This window comes from Neobacillus niacini (genome assembly GCF_031456445.1).
Classification (GTDB): Bacteria; Bacillota; Bacilli; order Bacillales; family Cytobacillaceae; genus Neobacillus; species Neobacillus niacini_I.
Genome location: NZ_JAVDUQ010000012.1, coordinates 1 through 20,598 on the forward strand (window position 1 = coordinate 1; position 20,598 = coordinate 20,598).

Genomic DNA, 20,598 nt, shown 5'->3' on the forward strand with positions numbered 1-20,598 from the left:
GAAAAGGATTATCCGGTATTAGCTCCGGTTTCCCGAAGTTATCCCAGTCTTACAGGCAGGTTGCCCACGTGTTACTCACCCGTCCGCCGCTAACCAACAGGAGCAAGCTCCTATTGATTCGCTCGACTTGCATGTATTAGGCACGCCGCCAGCGTTCGTCCTGAGCCAGGATCAAACTCTCCAAGAAAGTTGATGTAGCTCGAATGTTACGTTGGCTTCATTTCGAAAGAAATGAATATTATTGTTTGTTGACGTTCTTGTTTGTTTAGTTTTCAAAGATCAAGTTCTCTTAATCGCCCAAAAGCGACTTTATTAATATACCACTTTATAGATATACCGTCAACATCTTTTTTTCTTTTTCTTTTTTAGAAAGATAAAGTATTTATGTCGACCTAAATGATTATATCAGGAGTTGCCCAAAGAATCAAGGTTAATTTTTAAAAAAATGAAGAGGAACAACTTAAGTGTCCCTCTTCACCTCTTTTATTATTCTTCATCATCTGTCATAGGTTGAACCTCTTTAGATGCATTCTCATTCATTTCATTGTTTTCTTCAGTTGCAAATTCATTTTCGTCTTCCTGAGATTCCTCTTCTTTTTCTACCTTCGCCACGGTTGCAACGAATTCATTTTCATTTTCTTTTATGCTGATTAGTTTTACACCAATTGTATTTCGCCCCATCGTAGAAATGCCGCCAACGTCAATACGGATTAAGACACCGCCAGTCGTAATGAGCATTAAATCTTCCTCACCCGTTACTGCTCTCATCGAGACAAGGTCTCCATTTTTATCGGTAATATGGCATGTCTTTATTCCTTTTCCGCCTCTGCCTTGAATACGATATTCAGCTGCTGGCGTACGTTTTCCATAACCATTTTTAGTTACAATAAGGATATCGTTATTTTCTTCTAATACTTCCATGCCTACAACTTCATCATCGCTGTCTAAGTTTATCCCTTTTACACCTGTGGCTGTTCGGCCCATTGACCTAACATCTGTTTCTGGGAAACGGATCAGCATTCCTTTTTGGGTTCCGATAATAATGTGCTTATTACCATCCGTTAAACGAGCTGAAATCAGCTCATCGCCCTCTCGTAAATTTAAGGCAATTAGGCCATTGTTCCGGATATGAGCAAAAGAGGTTAATGGTGATCGTTTTGAGATTCCTTCTTTTGTTGTAAAGAACAAGAACCAATCATCCACAAATTCCTCAACTGGGATGATCGCATTTACCCATTCACCTTTTTCTACACCAAGCAGATTAATAATCGGGATTCCTTTAGCCGTACGGCTATATTCTGGAATTTCATATCCCTTTGATCGATATACCTTCCCCTTATTTGTGAAGAAGAGAATGGTATCATGTGTGGATGTAGTAATGAGATGTTCAACAAAATCATCTTCATTTGTTCCCATTCCCTGAATTCCACGGCCGCCACGTTTTTGAGCACGATAAGTGGAGACAGGGAGGCGTTTGACATAACCATTATGTGTTAAGGTAATGACAATATTTTCACGCGGGATTAAATCCTCATCCTCAATATTTTCAATGCCGCCAGCGGCAATCTCCGTACGGCGTGTATCGTTGAAACGTTCTTTAATTTCTAATAGTTCCTCACGGATAATTTCTAGAACCTTTTCTTCATCTGCCAAAATTGCTTTTAACTCCGCAATGAGTTTAACTAGGCCTTGATATTCTTCCTCAATCTTTTCTCTTTCCAAACCTGTTAAACGTTGCAGACGCATATCGAGAATGGCTTGAGCCTGCTTTTCGGAAAGGTTAAATTGGGTCATTAAGCCTTCTCGGGCAATATCCGTTGTTTGTGAGCTGCGGATTAAGTTAATTACTGCATCTAAATTATCTAAGGCAATACGCAATCCCTCTAAAATATGGGCACGCGCTTCTGCCTTGCGTAATTCGAATTCAGTTCTGCGGCGAATAACTACCTTTTGGTGATCCAGGTAATAAACTAAACATTGTTTAAGATTCAATACCTTCGGATGGCCATCAACTAGTGCTAATGTATTGATACCAAAGCTAGTTTGCAGCGCCGTTTGTTTATATAAGTTATTTAAGAGGACGTTAGCATTCGCATCCTTACGAACCTCAATAACAATACGCATCCCTCTGCGGTCGGATTCATCCCTTAGGTCTGTTATCCCTTCAATTTTTTTATCACGGGCTAATTCAGCAATTTTTTCAATCAGCCTTGCCTTATTTACTTGGTATGGTAACTCATTTACAATGATTACTTCTTTACCATTTGATTTTTGTTCAATTTCTACTTTTGCACGAAGAGTGATAGAACCTCTGCCGGTTTCGTATGCTTTGCGGATTCCGCTTCGTCCAAGAATAATACCTCCGGTTGGAAAATCCGGACCAGGAATAATTTCCATTAATTCTTGGGTCGTTATTTCTGGATCATGACTAACAGCTAATACCCCATCAATAACTTCACCAAGCTGGTGAGGGGGGATATTGGTAGCCATCCCAACAGCAATCCCCGTTGTTCCATTCACTAATAAATTAGGAAATCTGGCCGGCAAAACGACTGGTTCTTTTTCTTCTCCATCATAGTTAGGCTGGAAATCAATAGTATCTTTGTTGATATCTCGTAACAATTCCATTGAGATTTTAGACATTCTCGATTCTGTATAACGCATCGCTGCGGCCGCATCGCCGTCTACTGAACCAAAGTTTCCGTGGCCGTCAACAAGCATATAGCGATAGTTAAAATTCTGCGCCATCCGAACCATTGTTTCATAAACAGCCGAGTCACCGTGGGGGTGATATTTACCAATTACATCCCCAACGATACGAGCGGATTTCTTATATGGTTTGTCCGCATGGATCCCAAGGTCATGCATCGCATAAAGAATACGGCGATGTACTGGTTTCAGCCCATCACGAACATCTGGAAGGGCACGGGAAACGATAACACTCATCGCATAGTCTAGGAAGGATGACCTCATCTCCTGACTGATATTAATTTCTTTAATTTGAGGATTTGATGTTTCAGACATTTTTTGTACCTCCTATTCGGGGTGAGTTTTGCCTTGAAGCGTTCACGCTGATAATCAGGTAAACGAAAAAAGGAGGATAGTGGTCACCCCTCTACCCTTGTAATCGAACTAGCATGTTGCTTTCGCTTTCTTTTCTTTAGATATCTAAATTCTTTACGTATTTTGCATTTTCTTCGATAAAGTTACGGCGTGGTTCAACTTTTTCACCCATTAACATTTCAAAGGTTTCATCTGCTTCTATCGCATCCTCAAGATTTACTTGAAGCATGCTTCGATTAGTAGGATCCATTGTGGTTTCCCATAATTGTTCCGGATTCATTTCTCCTAAACCTTTGTAACGTTGGACATTCGGCTTCGGTGCACTTGGAAGCTCCGCAAAAACCTTTTCCAATTCCTTATCATTATAAGCATACTCAACCCGTTTACCTTGTTGCACCTTATATAACGGCGGCTGGGCAATAAAGACATAACCTGCTTCTAAAATTTGTCTCATATACCGGTAAAAGAACGTTAAGATCAGTGTTCGAATATGCGCACCATCGACATCTGCATCAGTCATAATGACTACCTTATGGTAACGTGCTTTTGAAATGTCAAAGTCTTCACCAATTCCTGTCCCAATGGCGGTAATCATGGCTCGCACCTCATTGTTGGAAAGAATCTTATCAAGGCGCGCCTTCTCAACATTAAGGATTTTCCCTTTTAACGGTAAAATCGCTTGGAAATGGCGATCACGGCCTTGCTTCGCTGAACCACCCGCTGAGTCACCCTCAACGATATACAATTCACTTTCAGACGGGTCTTTTGAAGAGCAGTCAGCTAATTTCCCAGGTAAACTTGATACTTCTAATGCACTTTTTCGTCTTGTTAATTCCCGGGCTTTCTTTGCTGCAAGTCTTGCTCTGGCTGCCATTAAACCTTTTTCAACAATTTTCTTTGCTACTATTGGATTTTCCAAAAGAAACTTATCAAAAGTATTTGCAAATAACGCATCTGTAATGGTTCTCACTTCAGAGTTTCCAAGTTTGGTTTTGGTTTGTCCTTCAAATTGCGGATCAGGGTGCTTAATCGAAACGATAGCTGTTAGACCTTCACGAACATCTTCACCTGAAAGATTGGCATCCGCTTCTTTAATTAATCCATTTTTCCGTGCGTAATCATTGATAACTCTCGTTAAAGCTGTTTTAAAGCCAGACTCATGCGTTCCGCCTTCGTAAGTATGGATGTTGTTTGCAAAGGAGTAAATACTCTCTGTATATCCCTCGTTATATTGAAGAGCTACTTCTATACTAATCCCGTCGCGTTCACCCTCAATATAAATTGGATCTTCAAAAACGACTTCCTTTGTGCGGTTTAAATGTTCAACATACGATTTAATACCACCTTCATAATGGTATTCACTCTTTTTATTTTCAACACGTTTATCTTCAATGGTTATTCTTAAACCCCTGTTAAGGAAAGCAAGCTCACGAATCCGTGTTGCAAGGGTATCGTAATCGTATTCCAATGTTTCGGTGAAAATTTCTCCATCTGGTTTAAAACGTGTAATTGTACCGGTTTTATCAGTTTCCCCGATGATTTTTAAATCGGCAACCGGAACTCCGCGTTCGTATTTTTGATAGTGTATTTGACCATCCCGATGAACAAAAACCTCAAGCTCTGTCGACAGAGCATTTACAACGGAGGCACCTACACCATGAAGTCCTCCTGATACCTTGTACCCACCGCCGCCGAATTTCCCCCCAGCGTGAAGGACCGTCATAATAACCTCAACAGCAGGTCTTCCCATTTTTTCCTGGATTCCTACAGGGATTCCCCGGCCATTATCCTTTACGGTAATACTGTTATCTTTTTCAATGATGACATTAATTTCAGTGCAATATCCTGCCAAAGCCTCATCAATACTATTATCAACTATTTCCCAAACGAGATGATGAAGACCTTTTCCGCTTGTCGATCCAATATACATCCCCGGTCTTTTTCGAACGGCCTCAAGCCCTTCTAATACTTGTATCTGGTCGGCACCATATGCTGGTTCTTGAACTATTTTTTGTTCCATTGTCAAAGCTTTTCACCTGCACTTTCTTACAAAGTCAATCTATATTTCAAAGTAGAAAATTATTTACTCGTATTTATAAATCCGATAGATTCTTTTTACTTGAACGTTTCTTTAAGGTCCCGGAAGCAATAGGGGATAAATAAACTTTGTCGGAGGTAATCACGACCGACTTAAAGGGGTTTTTTGAAAGGTTAATGACTTTATCTTCATGTTGGTGTAAAAATTCCTCCACCATCACAGAAGATTTTGCACTCTCTTTGTCTAATATGGAAATAATATCCTTTACCCTGATATTTAAATCCTCCCCGATATGAATATACACACTCCCACCTCAATCCACTTTCTTTCTACGGACGCTTACGCTTTTCTCATTACACCGGATTCTACTTCATATGTTGAAGCATCTTTTAATGTTTGATGGTGAATTCCATCAACACTAGTCGTTGTTACAAATGTCTGAACCCTTCCTTGAATGGTATTGAGCAGATGTGACTGGCGATAGTCATCTAATTCTGATAACACATCATCCAGGAGTAAGATGGGAAACTCACCAATCTGTGAATGAATTAATTCAATTTCGGCAAGCTTAACAGAAAGGGCGGTTGTCCGCTGCTGCCCCTGTGATCCGAATGTTTGCACATCCCGATTATTGACGAAAAACACTAGATCGTCGCGATGGGGGCCAAACAGAGTTGTCCCTCGTTCGATCTCTCTTGATTTAACCTTGTTGAACTTTTCCTCAAAGGATGCTACCATTTTCGACAAATCTTGGCCTTCTAATACATCCACAGATGGTTTGTACTCAATTTTAAGTGATTCTAAGCCTCTAGAGATGCCACTATGGATGGGTTCTGCCCATTTTTGAAGCAGTTGAAGGAACTCAAATCGCTTATTAATAATCTTTACCGCTGTTTCGATAAACTGCTCCGTTAATATTTCCAGCATCGTTTGGTCAGACTGCTTTTTTATTTGCATCATTTTTAAAAAATGATTTCGTTGTTGAAGTATTTTTTGATATTGGCTCATATCATGTAAATAAACCGGCGATACCTGGCCAATTTCCATATCAATAAAGCGCCTTCTAACCTGTGGGCTGCCCTTTACCAAGTTTAGATCCTCCGGCGCAAACATAACGACATTAAGGTTCCCAACATATTGGCTTAACTTTTGTTGTTCAATGTGATTGCACTTTGCTTTTTTTCCCTTTTTAGAGATAACTAGCTGCAAAGGCAAAGAACTATATTGTTTTTGGATTCTACCTTCTATTTTAGCATACTCTTGGTCCCAACGAATAAGATCTTTGTCATTCGACGTCCGGTGGGATTTAGCCATGGCTAAAACATAGATGGACTCCATCACATTGGTTTTTCCCTGGGCATTTTCCCCTAGGATCACATTTACTTTATTTTCAAATTGGACAGATAATGTTTCGTAATTCCGATAATCTTTTAAGGCTAATTGTTCAATATACATGAACGTAACATCCTCTATTTTTCCATAATAAAGAAATCTCCGTAACCAGGTATCTTCACCTTGTCGCCTGCACGAAGCTTTCTTCCTCTTCTTTGATCTTGTTCACCATTGATAATAATTTGATGTTCACTTAAAAACCATTTTGCCATTCCACCTGTCTGAATCACATCAGCAAGTTTAAGAAATTGCCCTAATGTAATAAATTCTGTGTTTATTTCTATTTTGGCAGACATAATCAATCACTCATTTCAAAAAATGGTCTCAATACTTTATTTTACTAAAAAAATGGATTGGATACAAAGAAATCTAAAAAAAAGCTGCCATTTGTTTTGGCAGCTCTATTTTTTGTTAATAAGTTCTCACCGGTAAAATTAATTGCAAGGTTGTTTCGTCATGAAGCGGACGAATAAGGAATGGGCGCATCGCTCCGGTAAAGCTGATACGAATCTCCGTACCCTCCAATGCCTTTAATGCATCCATCATATATTTTGCACTAAAAGAAATTTTTAAATCTTCCCCTTCAATCGATTGGCTTTGAATTTCTTCGACAACTTTACCGACTTCCGGTGTATTAGAAGAAACCTCGATGATTCCTCCCTCATTCGTTGCAAATTTAACGACATTATTTCTTCCTTCACGTGCAAGAAGAGACGCACGATCAATCGCTTGCAGGAATGCTTTCGTATTGACGGTCACATCTGTTTTGCTTTCATTCGGAATCAAGCGAGATGTATCAGGATAATTTCCTTCTAGCAGTCTTGAGAAAAACAATAAATGTTTTGCTTTAAATAAAATTTGATTTTCCGTAATGACAATATCAATTAATTCATTGGAATCATCAATTATTTTACTTAACTCATTCAAGCTTTTCCCTGGAATCACCACATTATAATTTTCAGTCGTTTCATTTTCTATTCTTGCTTTCCTTAATGCCAAGCGATGGCTATCTGTTGCAATACAGGTTAACTCCCCGTTTTCGATCTTCCAGTTTACACCTGTCAAGATGGGGCGTGTTTCTGAGGTGGACACTGCGAAAACGGTTTGCCGAATCATTGCTTTTAAAAGGTCTGTAGCAATATGGAATTTATTATTTTCCTCAATTTGCGGGAGATGTGGATATTCCTCTGCATCCAGTCCATTTAGGTTAAATTCTGATTTGCCAGAGCGAATAACCGTTTGCAGGGATCCCAGAACTTCTATTTCAACTGTATCGGTTGGGAGCTTTTTTACTATCTCACTAAAGAATTTTGCTTGCAGGACAATAGCTCCGGTTTGTTTGATTTCAACGATTTCATCTCCTGATTCCTCTTTTGGAATAAAGGATTCAATTGATATATCAGAGTCACTTCCTGTTAGGGTAACTCCTACCTCTTCGGCAGTAATTTTAATTCCCGTTAAAATTGGAATGGTTGTCCTGGAAGTGACAGCTTTCATCACATCTTGAACACTTTGAACGAGGCGGTCCCGTTGAATGATAAATCTCATTTTAGAAATTCCTCCGATTAAGCATATTTTTAATGGCAATTACATATAATATTTTTTTAAAAAAATAGTAGAAGTACTAGTAGGGCCTGTTAGTATGTGGATAACTCTATTTTATCAAAGGAAATACAGCCTATCCACATGTGGACAGACTGTGCATGAATGAGTAAAAGTTATTCACATTATCAACCTAGTCAATTAAACCTTTAAAAGTTCATTTAATTCTTTTATTTGCTTTTGAAGCTGTGAATCGCTTTGCAGCATTTTAGATATTTTTTCATGGGCATGGATGACGGTAGTATGATCTCTGCCGCCAAACTCTTCTCCGATTTTTGGGAGAGAGTGATCCGTTAATTCCCGAGATAAATACATCGCAATTTGCCTTGGAAAAGCAACCGACTTTGTCCGTTTTTTTGCTTTAAAATCTTCCAGTTTTACACCAAACTGTTCCCCAACAATCCTTTGAATATCAAGAATCGTAACCACCTTTGGCTTAGAGCTTGGAATGATGTCTTTCAATGCTTCAGCTGCTAAATCCGCATTGATATCCTTATTAATTAAGGATGAATAAGCGACAACGCGAATAAGCGCGCCCTCAAGTTCACGTATGTTTGAATCAATTTGATTTGCAATATACAGCATGACTTCATTCGGAATATCCAGTCCTTCCGCTTTTGCTTTCTTGCGGAGAATGGCAATCCTTGTTTCTAAATCGGGTGGTGTAATATCCGTGATTAACCCCCACTCAAATCGCGAACGGAGCCGGTCCTCCAAAGTAGGAATTTCCCTTGGCGGGCGGTCACTTGAAATAATAATTTGTTTGCTTTCTTCGTGAAGAGCATTGAAAGTATGGAAAAATTCCTCCTGGGTTGATTCTTTTCCCGCTAAAAATTGAATATCATCAATTAGCAGGACATCTACATTTCGATATTTATTGCGAAAGCTTTCAGCTTTATTGTCACGAATCGAGTTAATAAATTCATTTGTAAATTTTTCTGATGATAAATAAACGACTTTTGCTGAAGGATTATGATCTAGCACATAATGGCCAATCGCATGCATTAAGTGGGTTTTCCCTAAACCTACTCCTCCATATATAAATAAAGGATTATAAGCCTTTGCCGGTGCCTCAGCTACGGCGAGCGATGCAGCATGGGCAAAACGGTTTCCTGAACCAATTACGAACGAATCAAAAAGGTACTTAGGATTTAAGATGTTTTGCGGAAAATCATTTTGATCTTCTTCCTTTTTTGCCTTTTTTGGAGGCGCAGGTACATCCATTTCTTCCTCATTTTGGTTATGCGGAATAATAAATTTCACAGATAGCTCTTCTCCCGTAATTTCATAGAGAATACCTGAGATTAACTGGGAATAACGTTCCTCCAGCCAATCACGCGCAAATTCATTCGGTGCTGTGATCACAAGGAGATTTCCTTGAAGGGAATGAGCCTTTGTCGACTTAAGCCAGGTATCAAAGCTTGGCTTGCTTATCTTTTTCTCTATATTGGCCAGCGCTGCATTCCAAAGATCCGCAATATTTTCCAACGAGTTTCCCCTCCTTTTCAAAATGATAAATAGTGTAACTTCACTTTAAATAAAAGCTGTAAAGCCCCGAAAGTTCCGTGAAAAAACAAGTTATACAAGCTGTACAATCTATTAATTTATAAATATACGAAACAGTGGTTGTGGAAAAATATATAATAAGGAAATAAAGTGGAGTTTCGACAATATCCACTTCTTGTGGACAAGTTTCTGCAGTACACTTGAATAACCTATCCACACGTTATCCACAATTTGTGGATAACAATAAATTAGCGCAAAGTTATTCAGAGTGAAAACACAAATATAATATCAAATAATAGCAAGAGGTGCAATGCTTTTTCGCAGTTTATCCACAACAAGGTCATGTTGTGGGTAAAAATTGTCCACAAGGATTGGCTTTGTGAAAAAACTGTCGATAACTTGTGAAATGTGCAAAAAAAATGTCGATTATTTATCCACAGGTGAGAAAGGGAACAGGATCTTCCCAAATTAGGATTTCAAAAAAGCGAAAAAATCATGTACGCTAAAAAATTTTGGAAATAGGGAACAATAGCAGAAGAGTAGTTGACAATCTTATATAGACCTCTTTATAATAATTAAGACTGTCAAAAGCATTAAACTTGATAGCTATTCCTCAGGGAGGTGTCATATAATGAAAAGAACATATCAACCAAATAAACGTAAGCACAGTAAAGTTCACGGTTTCCGCAGTCGAATGAGCTCAGCAAACGGACGTAAAGTTCTTGCTCGCCGTCGTCTAAAAGGAAGAAAAGTTTTATCAGCTTAGACCACTGAAACGTCTCAGTGGTCTTTTTTTCAATTAAGAGGGAAAAATATTACTGAGACTATTCAGACTGAAGGTGTTTTGATGAAGAAAGAATTAAGGGTTAAAAAGAATAAAGAGTTTCAAGAAGCCTTTCAAAAGGGATATTCCTTTGCAAATCGGCAATTTGTTGTCTACTCATTAAAAAAAGAGGGGCAGGAAAATTTTCGAATTGGATTGTCAGTTAGCAAAAAAATAGGGAATGCCGTTACCAGAAACCAAATAAAACGCAATATTCGACAAGCACTTTTTGAACTAAAGGATCAGCTGCAAGCAGGAAATGATTACATCATTATTGCGAGAAAGCCTGCGGCGGAAATGGACTTTTTCGAAGTGAAAAAGAGCTTAACGCATGTTTTAAAGGTAGGAAAGGTTTTAAAGAAACGTTAAAAGGACATAAAGGTGAGTATTTCCCTTGTTTACTTTGGAATAAAGACATTTTATACAAGAAAATGGTAAAATACTTTATAAGTAAAAACATACATATAAAAATTTTTAAACTTAAATATTTATATTTTGGACAAGGAGGAAAATTTGGTTGAAAAAAAGAATATTACTTTTGTCGGGGATGCTTTCTTTATTCCTGTTCTTAACGGGATGCAGTCAAATTAAGCAGCCAATTACATCAGAAAGTACAGGAGTTTGGAATCAATATATTGTATATCCTTTATCTTGGCTGATTAAAGAAGTAGCTCATTTGCTTGGCGGAAGCTTTGGATTATCGATTATTGTCGTTACCATCCTCGTTCGCCTGGTTATTTTGCCGCTTATGATTAAGCAAACTAGAAGCTCAAAGGCGATGCAGTCACTTCAACCACAGTTAGCGGAACTTAAAAAGAAATACAGCTCTAAGGACCAGAAAACTCAGCAAAAATTGCAGCAGGAAACAATGGCTCTTTTCCAAAAAAATGGTGTGAATCCAATGGCAGGATGTTTTCCGTTAATCATTCAAATGCCGATTTTAATTGGTTTTTACCATGCAATCTCTAGAACAAGGGAAATCGCTCAGGATAATTTCTTATGGTTTGACTTAGGAGATAAGGATCCTTATTATATTTTACCGATCATTGCAGGGGTTACGACGTTTATTCAGCAAAAAATGATGATGGCCGGCACGGAAAGCCAAAATCCGCAAATGGCGATGATGGTTTGGATGATGCCGATTATGATTGTCATTTTTGCATTTAATTTCCCAGCTGCACTTTCTTTGTATTGGGTAGTCGGAAATATTTTTATGATTGTTCAAACCTATTTTATTAAAGGGCCGGAACTGAAGGCACAAGCTACCGGCAATGCGGGGGGAGCAAAGAAGTGAAACAGGTAACTGCTACAGGACAAACTGTCGAAGAAGCAGTAGAATCAGCTTTAGCTCAATTACAAACAACGAAGAACCGCGCAGAAATTGACATCCTTGATGAAGGAAAAAGAGGAATTTTTGGAATTTTCGGTTCACGCCCGGCTGTGGTAAAGGTAACCTTAGTCATTGATCCAATTGAGGAAGCTAAAAATTTCCTAAAGAATGTCAGCGAACAAATGGGAGCACCGGTTGATATTGAAGTAAAACGCGAAGGAAAACAAGTTAATTTTGTTTTAACAGGGGAGAAAATTGCTCTATTGATTGGAAAAAGAGGACAAACCTTAAATTCCTTGCAATATTTGGCCCAGCTTGTCATTAATCGCTCGTCCAATCAATATTTAACCGTCATTTTGGATGCTGAAGATTACCGGAATCGCAGGAATGAGACCTTGATTCAATTAGCTCATCGTCTTGCTCAAAAGGCAGTTAAGACAGGGAAAGAAGTGACCTTGGAGCCGATGCCATCCTATGAGCGCAAAGTCATTCATACTGCATTATCTGAAAATAAACGGGTTAAAACATTTTCTGATGGTTCAGAACCACATCGCTATATTGTAATCACACCAGCGAAATAAAAATTAACAGACACTCTATCAATTGATAGGGTGTTTTTTTGTCTTTTTCTTGCGGAAAGTGAGTGGAAATCAAATAGGGCATTTTTTTTAAAAAGCATGTGAATAACTTTTTGTGGAGGTGAAAATGTATGTTTTATTGTTATTCACATGTGGATAAGTTAAAATAAAAGATAAATACTTTTTGTTGTGGATAATTTCGATTGCTTTTTTAACTGAAACTGATGTGATATTCTAGTAATTTGGAGCAAAATATCATTTCTACTATAGATTATTTTTACAGGTAAGAGTGGTGAAGATCATGGAGTTTGACACGATTGCGGCGATTTCGACGCCGATGGGCGAAGGTGCAATAGCGATTGTAAGATTAAGTGGTGATGATGCCTTTAAAATTGCTGATAAAGTTTTTAAAAGTATCAGCGGAAAAAGGCTGATTGATATGGCATCCCATACGATTCATTACGGCCATCTAATGGATCCAAAAAACGGACAAGTGGTGGAGGAAGTAATGGTTTCGCTGATGAAGGGACCAAAAACCTTTACAAAAGAGGATGTAGTTGAAATTAATTGCCACGGTGGAATTGTTTCCGTTAACCGTGTGTTGCAGTTAATATTAAATAATGGGGCACGGCTTGCTGAACCGGGTGAATTTACGAAACGGGCTTTTTTAAATGGGCGGATCGATTTATCGCAGGCAGAGGCAGTTATGGATTTAATCCGGGCAAAAACGGACCGGGCGATGAATGTTGCATTGGGGCAAATGGAAGGACGATTATCGCGATTGATTCGCGGTTTGCGTCAGGAAATTTTAGAAATCCTTGCCCATGTGGAAGTGAATATTGATTATCCTGAATACGATGATGTCGAGGAAATGACTCATAAAATGCTGAAGGAAAAAGCGGCTTATGTACGAGAAGAAATTAAGAAGCTTTTGCAAACCTCGCAGCAGGGGAAAATTTTACGTGAAGGATTGTCGACAGTTATTGTTGGTCGCCCGAATGTAGGAAAATCTTCGTTATTAAATAGTTTAGTTCATGAAAATAAGGCAATTGTCACCGACATTCCCGGGACAACCCGTGATGTCATTGAAGAATATGTTAATGTTCGTGGTGTGCCGCTAAGACTTTTGGATACAGCGGGAATACGGGAAACAGAAGATATTGTGGAACGGATTGGCGTTGAACGTTCCCGCCAGGTTTTACGTGAGGCAGATTTAATTCTGCTCGTTTTAAATTATTCCGATGAGTTAACAATGGAAGATGAAAATCTTTTTAAGGCTGTTGAAGGAATGGATGTCATTGTGATTGTCAACAAAACCGACCTTCCGCAGAAAATTGATTTAAATCGGGTGAAGGATCTGGCTGCCGGACATAAGCTGGTGACGACGTCGCTTCTTGAGGACCGTGGGGTTGATGAATTGGAGGAGGCCATTTCTTCGTTATTTTTTGCCGGAACGATAGAGGCCGGGGATATGACCTATGTTTCAAACAGCCGCCATATTGCATTATTGAATCAAGCGGTAAATTCAATTGAAGAAGCCATTACCGGAGTCGAAATGGGGACTCCGATCGATATCGTTCAGATTGATTTAACGCGGGTCTGGGAACTGTTGGGGGAAGTCATTGGCGACAGTGTCCATGAAAGCTTAATCGACCAGCTGTTTTCCCAGTTCTGTTTAGGGAAATAAGTATTAGAAATTAATTTTTTACATTCCGAGATATTCGGAAATTGGAGGAACAACCATGCAATACGAAGCAGGAAATTACGACGTCATTGTCGTAGGTGCGGGTCATGCGGGCTGTGAAGCCGGCCTTGCAGCCGCACGGCTTGGCGCAAAAACATTAATGATTACCATTAACCTTGATATGGTGGCATTCATGCCGTGTAATCCTTCTGTTGGCGGGCCGGCAAAAGGAATCGTTGTGCGTGAAATCGATGCACTTGGCGGGGAAATGGGCAAAAATATTGATAAAACCTATATTCAAATGAGGATGTTGAATACAGGGAAAGGTCCTGCCGTAAGGGCACTGCGGGCACAGGCCGATAAATTTGCCTATCAGCATGAGATGAAAAACACACTGGAAAATGAACCGAATTTGACCCTATTGCAGGGAATGGTTGAGCAGTTAGTTGTCGAAGACGGTGTAGTTGTTGGGGCTGTTACCAAAACAGGTGCAACGTATCGTGCCAAAACAGTGGTTATTACGACTGGTACCTACCTGCGTGGCGAAATCATTCTTGGTGAATTAAAATATTCAAGCGGTCCAAATAACCAGCAGCCGGCTGTTAAGTTATCGGAGCATCTTGAAGAGCTAGGCTTCGACCTCGTTCGTTTTAAAACAGGGACACCACCAAGGGTTAACAGCCATACCATCGATTACAGCAAAACAGAAATTCAGCCGGGTGACGAACAGCCGCGGGCTTTTTCATATGAAACAACGAAATACATTACCGATCAGCTTCCATGCTGGCTAACCTATACGAATGAACAAACCCATCTGTTAATCGATCAGAACCTCCATCGTTCACCGATGTATTCAGGGATGATTAAAGGAACGGGACCACGTTATTGCCCATCCATTGAGGATAAGGTCGTGCGCTTTAATGACAAACCGCGCCATCAGATTTTTCTTGAGCCTGAAGGAAGAAATACACAGGAAGTATATGTCCAAGGCTTATCAACCAGCCTGCCGGAAGATGTCCAGCAGCAAATCCTAAAAAGCATACCGGGTCTTGAAAATGTTCAAATGATGCGCTCTGGTTATGCCATCGAATACGATGCCATCGTGCCAACACAGCTTTGGCCGACACTTGAAACAAAGATTGTCAAAAATCTCTACACTGCCGGCCAAATTAATGGAACTTCCGGATATGAGGAAGCAGCTGGTCAAGGTCTAATGGCGGGAATTAATGCCGGCCTCAATGCCTTAGGCCGGGAGCAATTAGTGTTAAGCCGTTCAGATGCGTATATTGGTGTTTTGATTGATGACCTCATTACTAAGGGGACAAATGAACCTTATCGCCTGCTAACATCGCGGGCAGAATATCGTCTTCTTTTACGTCATGATAATGCTGACTTAAGGCTAACGGAAATAGGTCAAGAAATTGGGTTGATCCGTGAGGAACGCTATACGCAATTTTTAGCCAAAAAAGAAGCGATTGAGGTTGAAAAGAAACGGTTATGGTCGACGATCATCAAACCATCAAAAGAGGTTCAGGATTTAATTAAAAGTCTTGGCGGCAGTGAATTAAAAGACGGAATACGCGCATCCGACCTGTTAAAGAGACCGGAAATGTCCTATGAACATATTGAGCAACTTGTCCCAAGTGATGTTTCTTTGGATACTGAAATTAAAGAACAAGTTGAAATCCAAATTAAGTATGAAGGATATATTGAAAAATCACTTCAGCAGGTTGACCGCTTAAAGAAAATGGAGAATAAGAAAATCCCTGAAAACATTGATTATGATGCCATAAACGGATTAGCAACAGAGGCAAGACAGAAGTTGAAAAAAATTAAACCGTTATCGATTGCCCAGGCATCCAGAATTTCCGGGGTAAACCCAGCCGATATTTCCATTCTGCTTGTTTATTTAGAACAGGGCAGAATTGCCAGGGTTTCAAATTAGAAAGGCGGAAGTGCCTTGGTCAGGGGTGACAAGTACAAGACGAGCCGCTGAGAAGGTTGCTCTTTAACCTTCTTGGCGGATTGGCTTGTGACCTCGAGCCCCTAGGCACTGGAGCTAGACAGTGAGGAATATCTACATGAATTTTGAACAATTTGAAGCCATGCTGCGGGAAAAGGGAATTACCCTTTCCTCAAGGCAGTTGGAGCAATTTGAAATATATTACGAAACCCTTGTGGAATGGAACGAAAAAATGAATCTGACGGCAATCACAGATAAAGCCGATGTATATTTAAAGCATTTTTATGACTCCATAACCGCGGGCTTTTATTACGACTTTACAAAACCCTTTCATCTTTGTGATGTCGGGGCAGGTGCCGGATTTCCGAGCATTCCTTTAAAAATTGCTTTTCCACAAATAGAGGTGACCATTGTTGACTCGCTCAACAAACGAATCTCATTTTTAAACCATTTGGCAAGTGTACTAAAGCTCGAAAATGTCCAATTTATCCATGACCGTGCCGAAACATTTGGAGTAAATCCAAATTACCGGGAATCGTTTGATGTTGTAACAGCAAGAGCAGTGGCCAGAATGTCCGTTTTAAGTGAGCTATGTTTGCCACTTGTAAAAGTGGGCGGGCATTTTATCGCCATGAAGGCTGCTCATGCCAAGGATGAGTTAGATTCAGGCCAAAAGGCGATTTCGACTCTTGGCGGGAAATTGGAAAATGTGTTCACTTTTACATTACCAATTGAAGAAAGTGAACGAAATATTTTGGTCATTAAGAAAGAGAAACAAACACCAAAGAAATATCCGCGAAAGCCAGGCACGCCTGGGAAAATGCCGATTGAGTAATTTGGAATGGAAACAGATCAATTTTTGAAAAATACCCTTGACTGGCAGGAAGAAATTATTTGAATAGAGAATAAGTAATAGGGAGTTTCGTAAAGGTGGTGTTGGGGATGAGGCATTCGTTTACACGCTTTTTTGGTCTTGGCGAAAAGGGAGAACAAGACCTAGAACTTGAGAAAGAACTTGAGAAAGAACTCGAAATTGAAAGAAATGAAGAAATTAAGAAGATTCCAATTGACAATATCTTTCCAAATCGTTTCCAGCCCCGGACGGTTTTTGATGATGAAAAAATTGAGGAATTGTCACGAACCATTCATATTCATGGAATTATCCAGCCGATTGTTGTAAGACAATTTGACACAGATCGGTACGAAATCATCGCCGGTGAGCGGCGATGGCGAGCCATGAAAAAGCTGGGATGGGATGAGGCACCGGCGATTGTAAAGAATATGTCGGATACTGAAACCGCTTCTGTTGCCTTAATCGAGAATCTGCAGCGGGAAGAATTGTCACCAATTGAAGAAGCAATTGCATATGGAAAGCTGCTTGAGCTTCATAATTTAACCCAGGAGGCACTAGCCCAGCGTCTTGGAAAAGGACAATCGACAGTAGCGAACAAGCTTCGTCTGCTTAAATTGCCGCAGGAGATTCAGGAGGCCTTATTAAATAAGGTTATAACGGAGCGCCATGCCCGTGCACTGATTCCTTTGAAGGATCCTGAGAAACAGATAATGCTTTTACAGGAAATAATGGAGAAGAATTTAAATGTAAAGCAGACCGAGGACCGGGTTGTCAAACTGCTTGAAGAAAAAAATCCAAAACCTAAGCCAAAAAGGAAAGCTTTCAGTAAGGATATGCGAATTGCTGTGAATACAATCAGGCAGTCCTTATCGATGGTTTCAGATAGTGGAATTGACCTTAATGCGGAAGAAGAAGAGTTTGATGAATTTTACCAATTCACGATTCGAATTCCGAAAAAGAAATAACAATCATTGCGAACCAAACAACAAACTGTTTGGTTCTTTTTTATGGCTTCCCTTTATTGTTCAAACAAGAATGACCTCATCCTTTTGGATTATATTGGTTATTATTGAAATAATCCCTTGCTTGAATATTTTTTGAAAAAAAACAAAAACGAATCTATTTCGTGATAAAATAGTTACCAAGGTCATTTTGCTTTTAAAATGACAAATGGTCATTTTGTTTTTGTAAATGACAAATTTGCAGTTTCGTAATTAATATTTTGATAGAATATAAGTAAGAATTTAGGAAAAAGGGTAGGTGACATTGTGGGCAAAGTTATTGCAATCGCGAATCAAAAAGGCGGAGTCGGCAAAACGACTACCTCTGTCAACCTAGGAGCCTGCTTAGCATACATAGGGAAAAGGGTATTGTTAGTAGATATTGACCCGCAAGGAAATGCAACAAGCGGTATCGGAATTGAAAAGGCAGAAGTAGAGCAGTGTATATATGATGTTTTAGTCGATGACGTGGAAGTAAAAAACGTCATAAAAGCATCATCTGTTGAAAATTTATATGCTGTACCAGCGACCATTCAGCTTGCAGGGGCGGAAATTGAGCTGGTGCCGACCATTTCACGGGAAGTACGGCTAAATCGTGCGCTTGGTGAAGTAAAGGATCAATTTGATTATATTATTATTGACTGCCCGCCATCCCTTGGATTATTGACTATAAATGCATTGACAGCATCTGACGCGGTGTTAATTCCTGTGCAGTGTGAGTATTATGCATTGGAAGGGCTAAGCCAACTTTTGAATACAGTTAGGCTGGTTCAAAAGCACTTAAATCAGGATTTAAAAATTGAAGGTGTTTTGTTAACGATGTTGGATGCCCGCACGAATCTGGGAATTCAAGTGATAGAAGAAGTCAAAAAGTATTTTCAGGACAAGGTATATAAAACGATTATTCCAAGAAATGTACGTCTAAGTGAAGCTCCAAGCCACGGAGAACCCATCATCACTTATGATGCTAAATCCCGTGGTGCCGAAGTATATTTAGATTTGGCAAAGGAAGTGGTCTCACATGGCTAAAGGATTAGGAAAAGGACTTGATGCATTTTTTCCTAATATGGAGGTTAATAAAGGCGAAACGGTTCAAGAGATAAAATTGAAGGAATTGCGTCCCAATCCGTATCAACCAAGGAAAATCTTCCAACAAGAGGCCATAGATGAATTAAAGGCATCCATTTTAGAGCATGGCATCCTCCAGCCTCTTGTCGTCAGGAAAAGCATTAAAGGCTATGAAATTGTTGTGGGCGAAAGACGGTTCCGGGCTGCAAAGGAAGCAAAGCTTCAAGTGGTTCCTGCCGTTGTCCGCGAATTTTCGGAACAGCAAATGATGGAACTGGCTGTAATTGAAAACCTTCAAAGGGAGGATTTAAGTCCCATTGAAGAGGCAATCGCCTATCAAACCTTAATGGGAAAATTAAAGCTGACACAGGAAGAAGTAGCCAAACGATTAGGAAAAAGCCGTCCGCATGTGGCGAACCATGTCCGCCTCCTCTCCCTCCCGGCTAAAATTCAAGAGTTAATTTCAAATGGGAAAATCTCCATGGGGCATGGCCGTGCCTTACTTGGTCTACGTCAAAAGGAGAAGCTTCCGATTTTAGTTGAAAAGGTCATCAACGAAGGCTTAAACGTTCGTCAGCTTGAAAAGCTTATTCAGCAGTTGAATGAAAATGTTTCACGTGAAACAAAGAAAACTGAAAATAAAAAGGATGTTTTTTTACAGGAACGCGAGCATGTTCTCCGTGAGCGGTTTGGTACCACGGTTAATATTAAGCATTCGAAAAATAAAGGAAAAATTGAAATTGAATTCTTCTCTCAAGAGGATTTGGAACGAATCCTTGAAATTCTTGACGAAGAATCTTCTATCTAAACCATCAATGGATGGTTTATTTTTTTATCCACACAATATATCGTGTGCCATTCGTTATTAGATTCAATATATTGTATTCAGCAATTATTTTAAAAATCTTTCATTTCAAAATTAAATATGATAGGTTAATACTATTAAATACTTCGAGAAACGAATAATAATAGGGGAGTCAGTATGTTTTTATTAGGAACACTTGTAAATGGAGCATTAATTATTGTCGGAAGTCTTCTTGGAAAATTATTGAACCGGATTCCGGAGAGTATGAAGACTACCGTTATGTATGCGATTGGATTGTCTGTCATGGTGCTGGGGCTGCAGATGGGATTAAAAAGTGATAACTTCTTAATTGTGATATTAAGTCTGGTGATCGGTGCCGTAATTGGAGAGCTTTTAAAATTAGAAGAGAAGCTGAATGATTTGGGGCACTGGTTAGAAAGTAAGGTGGGCCCTAATGGAAAAGGAAGTATTTCTGAAGGGTTTGTAACGGCGACATTAATCTTTGTGATTGGGGCAATGGCGATTATCGGTGCACTTGACAGCGGAATCCGCTGCGATCACGATGTGCTGTACACCAAATCGATTATCGATGGTTTTACGGCTTTGATTTTAACAACTACACTTGGAATTGGTGTTTTATTTTCGGCGGTTCCGGTCCTGCTTTATGAAGGGCTTATTGCCTTATTTGCCACTCAAATTGACCGCTTTGTGCCACATGCCTTAATGAATCAATTTATTGTTGAAATGACCGCAACCGGAGGGGTAATGATTTTTGCCATTGGCTTAAATCTTACAGGTATGATAAAAATCAAAGTTGCAAACCTCCTCCCTGGTATTGTCGTAACAGGGATTATCGTCACGGTACTATACAATTACCACCATTTTTATTAAT

Annotated in this window: 18 protein-coding genes and 1 rRNA gene; 11 read left to right on the forward strand and 8 right to left on the reverse strand. The window is 39.5% G+C overall.

What is annotated here, in order from left to right; genetic code table 11:
• From J2Y67_RS11940 to dnaA, 8 genes are all read right to left on the reverse strand, one after another.
• A 16S ribosomal RNA gene (locus tag J2Y67_RS11940) occupies window positions 1-187 on the reverse strand; the annotation flags it as partial.
• Between the two features lie 299 nt (window positions 188-486).
• Window positions 487-3,024: a DNA gyrase subunit A gene (gyrA, locus tag J2Y67_RS11945; RefSeq protein WP_310174254.1), complete on the reverse strand. Its 2,538-nt coding sequence runs from the start codon at window positions 3,022-3,024 to the stop codon at window positions 487-489.
• A 136-nt stretch (window positions 3,025-3,160) separates the two neighbouring features.
• Window positions 3,161-5,083, reverse strand: coding sequence for a DNA topoisomerase (ATP-hydrolyzing) subunit B (gene gyrB, locus J2Y67_RS11950; protein ID WP_310174256.1), 1,923 nt, complete (start codon window positions 5,081-5,083; stop codon window positions 3,161-3,163).
• A gap of 73 nt (window positions 5,084-5,156) precedes the next feature.
• Complete coding sequence (gene remB, locus J2Y67_RS11955; protein ID WP_310174258.1) at window positions 5,157-5,405, reverse strand: extracellular matrix regulator RemB; 249 nt, start codon at window positions 5,403-5,405, stop codon at window positions 5,157-5,159.
• Window positions 5,406-5,440: 35 nt separating this feature from the next.
• Window positions 5,441-6,556, reverse strand: coding sequence for a DNA replication/repair protein RecF (recF, locus tag J2Y67_RS11960; protein ID WP_310174260.1), 1,116 nt, complete (start codon window positions 6,554-6,556; stop codon window positions 5,441-5,443).
• Between the two features lie 14 nt (window positions 6,557-6,570).
• On the reverse strand, window positions 6,571-6,789 hold the full coding sequence (yaaA, locus tag J2Y67_RS11965; RefSeq protein ID WP_310174262.1) for a S4 domain-containing protein YaaA: 219 nt from the start codon (window positions 6,787-6,789) through the stop codon (window positions 6,571-6,573).
• Between the two features lie 115 nt (window positions 6,790-6,904).
• On the reverse strand, window positions 6,905-8,041 hold the full coding sequence (gene dnaN, locus J2Y67_RS11970) for a DNA polymerase III subunit beta (protein WP_310174264.1): 1,137 nt from the start codon (window positions 8,039-8,041) through the stop codon (window positions 6,905-6,907).
• A gap of 195 nt (window positions 8,042-8,236) precedes the next feature.
• Window positions 8,237-9,583: a chromosomal replication initiator protein DnaA gene (dnaA, locus tag J2Y67_RS11975; RefSeq protein ID WP_310174266.1), complete on the reverse strand. Its 1,347-nt coding sequence runs from the start codon at window positions 9,581-9,583 to the stop codon at window positions 8,237-8,239.
• A 649-nt stretch (window positions 9,584-10,232) separates the two neighbouring features.
• On the opposite strand from dnaA, the gene rpmH reads away from it, so the two are divergent.
• From rpmH to J2Y67_RS12030, 11 genes are all read left to right on the forward strand, one after another.
• The gene (gene rpmH / locus J2Y67_RS11980; protein ID WP_007084526.1) at window positions 10,233-10,367 is read left to right on the forward strand and encodes a 50S ribosomal protein L34; all 135 of its coding nucleotides are present in this window, start codon (window positions 10,233-10,235) and stop codon (window positions 10,365-10,367) included.
• 81 nt (window positions 10,368-10,448) lie between these two features.
• Window positions 10,449-10,793, forward strand: coding sequence for a ribonuclease P protein component (rnpA, locus tag J2Y67_RS11985; protein WP_310174272.1), 345 nt, complete (start codon window positions 10,449-10,451; stop codon window positions 10,791-10,793).
• Between the two features lie 148 nt (window positions 10,794-10,941).
• On the forward strand, window positions 10,942-11,718 hold the full coding sequence (gene spoIIIJ, locus J2Y67_RS11990) for a YidC family membrane integrase SpoIIIJ (protein ID WP_396954071.1): 777 nt from the start codon (window positions 10,942-10,944) through the stop codon (window positions 11,716-11,718).
• Window positions 11,715-12,335 (forward strand): RNA-binding cell elongation regulator Jag/EloR, encoded by a 621-nt coding sequence (gene jag, locus J2Y67_RS11995; protein ID WP_310174273.1) that lies wholly within the window; start codon window positions 11,715-11,717, stop codon window positions 12,333-12,335. The genes spoIIIJ and jag overlap by 4 nt, the downstream gene beginning before the upstream one ends.
• Window positions 12,336-12,633: 298 nt before the next feature.
• On the forward strand, window positions 12,634-14,019 hold the full coding sequence (gene mnmE, locus J2Y67_RS12000; RefSeq protein ID WP_310174446.1) for a tRNA uridine-5-carboxymethylaminomethyl(34) synthesis GTPase MnmE: 1,386 nt from the start codon (window positions 12,634-12,636) through the stop codon (window positions 14,017-14,019).
• A gap of 55 nt (window positions 14,020-14,074) precedes the next feature.
• Complete coding sequence (mnmG, locus tag J2Y67_RS12005; RefSeq protein ID WP_310174275.1) at window positions 14,075-15,961, forward strand: tRNA uridine-5-carboxymethylaminomethyl(34) synthesis enzyme MnmG; 1,887 nt, start codon at window positions 14,075-14,077, stop codon at window positions 15,959-15,961.
• A gap of 136 nt (window positions 15,962-16,097) precedes the next feature.
• Entirely contained in the window at window positions 16,098-16,814 is a 717-nt protein-coding gene (rsmG, locus tag J2Y67_RS12010; RefSeq protein ID WP_310174276.1) for a 16S rRNA (guanine(527)-N(7))-methyltransferase RsmG, read from the forward strand.
• A 107-nt stretch (window positions 16,815-16,921) separates the two neighbouring features.
• Window positions 16,922-17,797, forward strand: coding sequence for a nucleoid occlusion protein (gene noc / locus J2Y67_RS12015; protein WP_310174278.1), 876 nt, complete (start codon window positions 16,922-16,924; stop codon window positions 17,795-17,797).
• A 303-nt stretch (window positions 17,798-18,100) separates the two neighbouring features.
• Window positions 18,101-18,862 carry a ParA family protein gene (locus J2Y67_RS12020; RefSeq protein ID WP_310174280.1) on the forward strand — a complete coding sequence of 254 codons (762 nt, stop codon included), beginning with the start codon at window positions 18,101-18,103 and terminating at the stop codon, window positions 18,860-18,862.
• Window positions 18,855-19,709 (forward strand): ParB/RepB/Spo0J family partition protein, encoded by an 855-nt coding sequence (locus tag J2Y67_RS12025; protein WP_310174282.1) that lies wholly within the window; start codon window positions 18,855-18,857, stop codon window positions 19,707-19,709. The genes J2Y67_RS12020 and J2Y67_RS12025 overlap by 8 nt, the downstream gene beginning before the upstream one ends.
• A gap of 174 nt (window positions 19,710-19,883) precedes the next feature.
• Window positions 19,884-20,597: a DUF554 domain-containing protein gene (locus tag J2Y67_RS12030; protein WP_310174285.1), complete on the forward strand. Its 714-nt coding sequence runs from the start codon at window positions 19,884-19,886 to the stop codon at window positions 20,595-20,597.
• The last annotated feature ends 1 nt before the right edge of the window (window position 20,598 follow it).

What these genes read in the sequence shown, in the direction of transcription:
- J2Y67_RS12030 (WP_310174285.1), top strand. Translation starts at nt 19,884, where the DNA reads ATGTTTTTATTAGGAACACTTGTAAATGGAGCATTAATTATTGTCGGA.
- rsmG (WP_310174276.1), top strand. Translation starts at nt 16,098, where the DNA reads ATGAATTTTGAACAATTTGAAGCCATGCTGCGGGAAAAGGGAATTACC.
- mnmE (WP_310174446.1), top strand. Translation starts at nt 12,634, where the DNA reads ATGGAGTTTGACACGATTGCGGCGATTTCGACGCCGATGGGCGAAGGT.
- noc (WP_310174278.1), top strand. Translation starts at nt 16,922, where the DNA reads ATGAGGCATTCGTTTACACGCTTTTTTGGTCTTGGCGAAAAGGGAGAA.
- J2Y67_RS12025 (WP_310174282.1), top strand. Translation starts at nt 18,855, where the DNA reads ATGGCTAAAGGATTAGGAAAAGGACTTGATGCATTTTTTCCTAATATG.
- gyrA (WP_310174254.1), bottom strand. Translation starts at nt 3,024, where the DNA reads ATGTCTGAAACATCAAATCCTCAAATTAAAGAAATTAATATCAGTCAG.
- recF (WP_310174260.1), bottom strand. Translation starts at nt 6,556, where the DNA reads ATGTATATTGAACAATTAGCCTTAAAAGATTATCGGAATTACGAAACA.
- rpmH (WP_007084526.1), top strand. Translation starts at nt 10,233, where the DNA reads ATGAAAAGAACATATCAACCAAATAAACGTAAGCACAGTAAAGTTCAC.
- yaaA (WP_310174262.1), bottom strand. Translation starts at nt 6,789, where the DNA reads ATGTCTGCCAAAATAGAAATAAACACAGAATTTATTACATTAGGGCAA.
- rnpA (WP_310174272.1), top strand. Translation starts at nt 10,449, where the DNA reads ATGAAGAAAGAATTAAGGGTTAAAAAGAATAAAGAGTTTCAAGAAGCC.
- gyrB (WP_310174256.1), bottom strand. Translation starts at nt 5,083, where the DNA reads ATGGAACAAAAAATAGTTCAAGAACCAGCATATGGTGCCGACCAGATA.
- mnmG (WP_310174275.1), top strand. Translation starts at nt 14,075, where the DNA reads ATGCAATACGAAGCAGGAAATTACGACGTCATTGTCGTAGGTGCGGGT.
- dnaN (WP_310174264.1), bottom strand. Translation starts at nt 8,041, where the DNA reads ATGAGATTTATCATTCAACGGGACCGCCTCGTTCAAAGTGTTCAAGAT.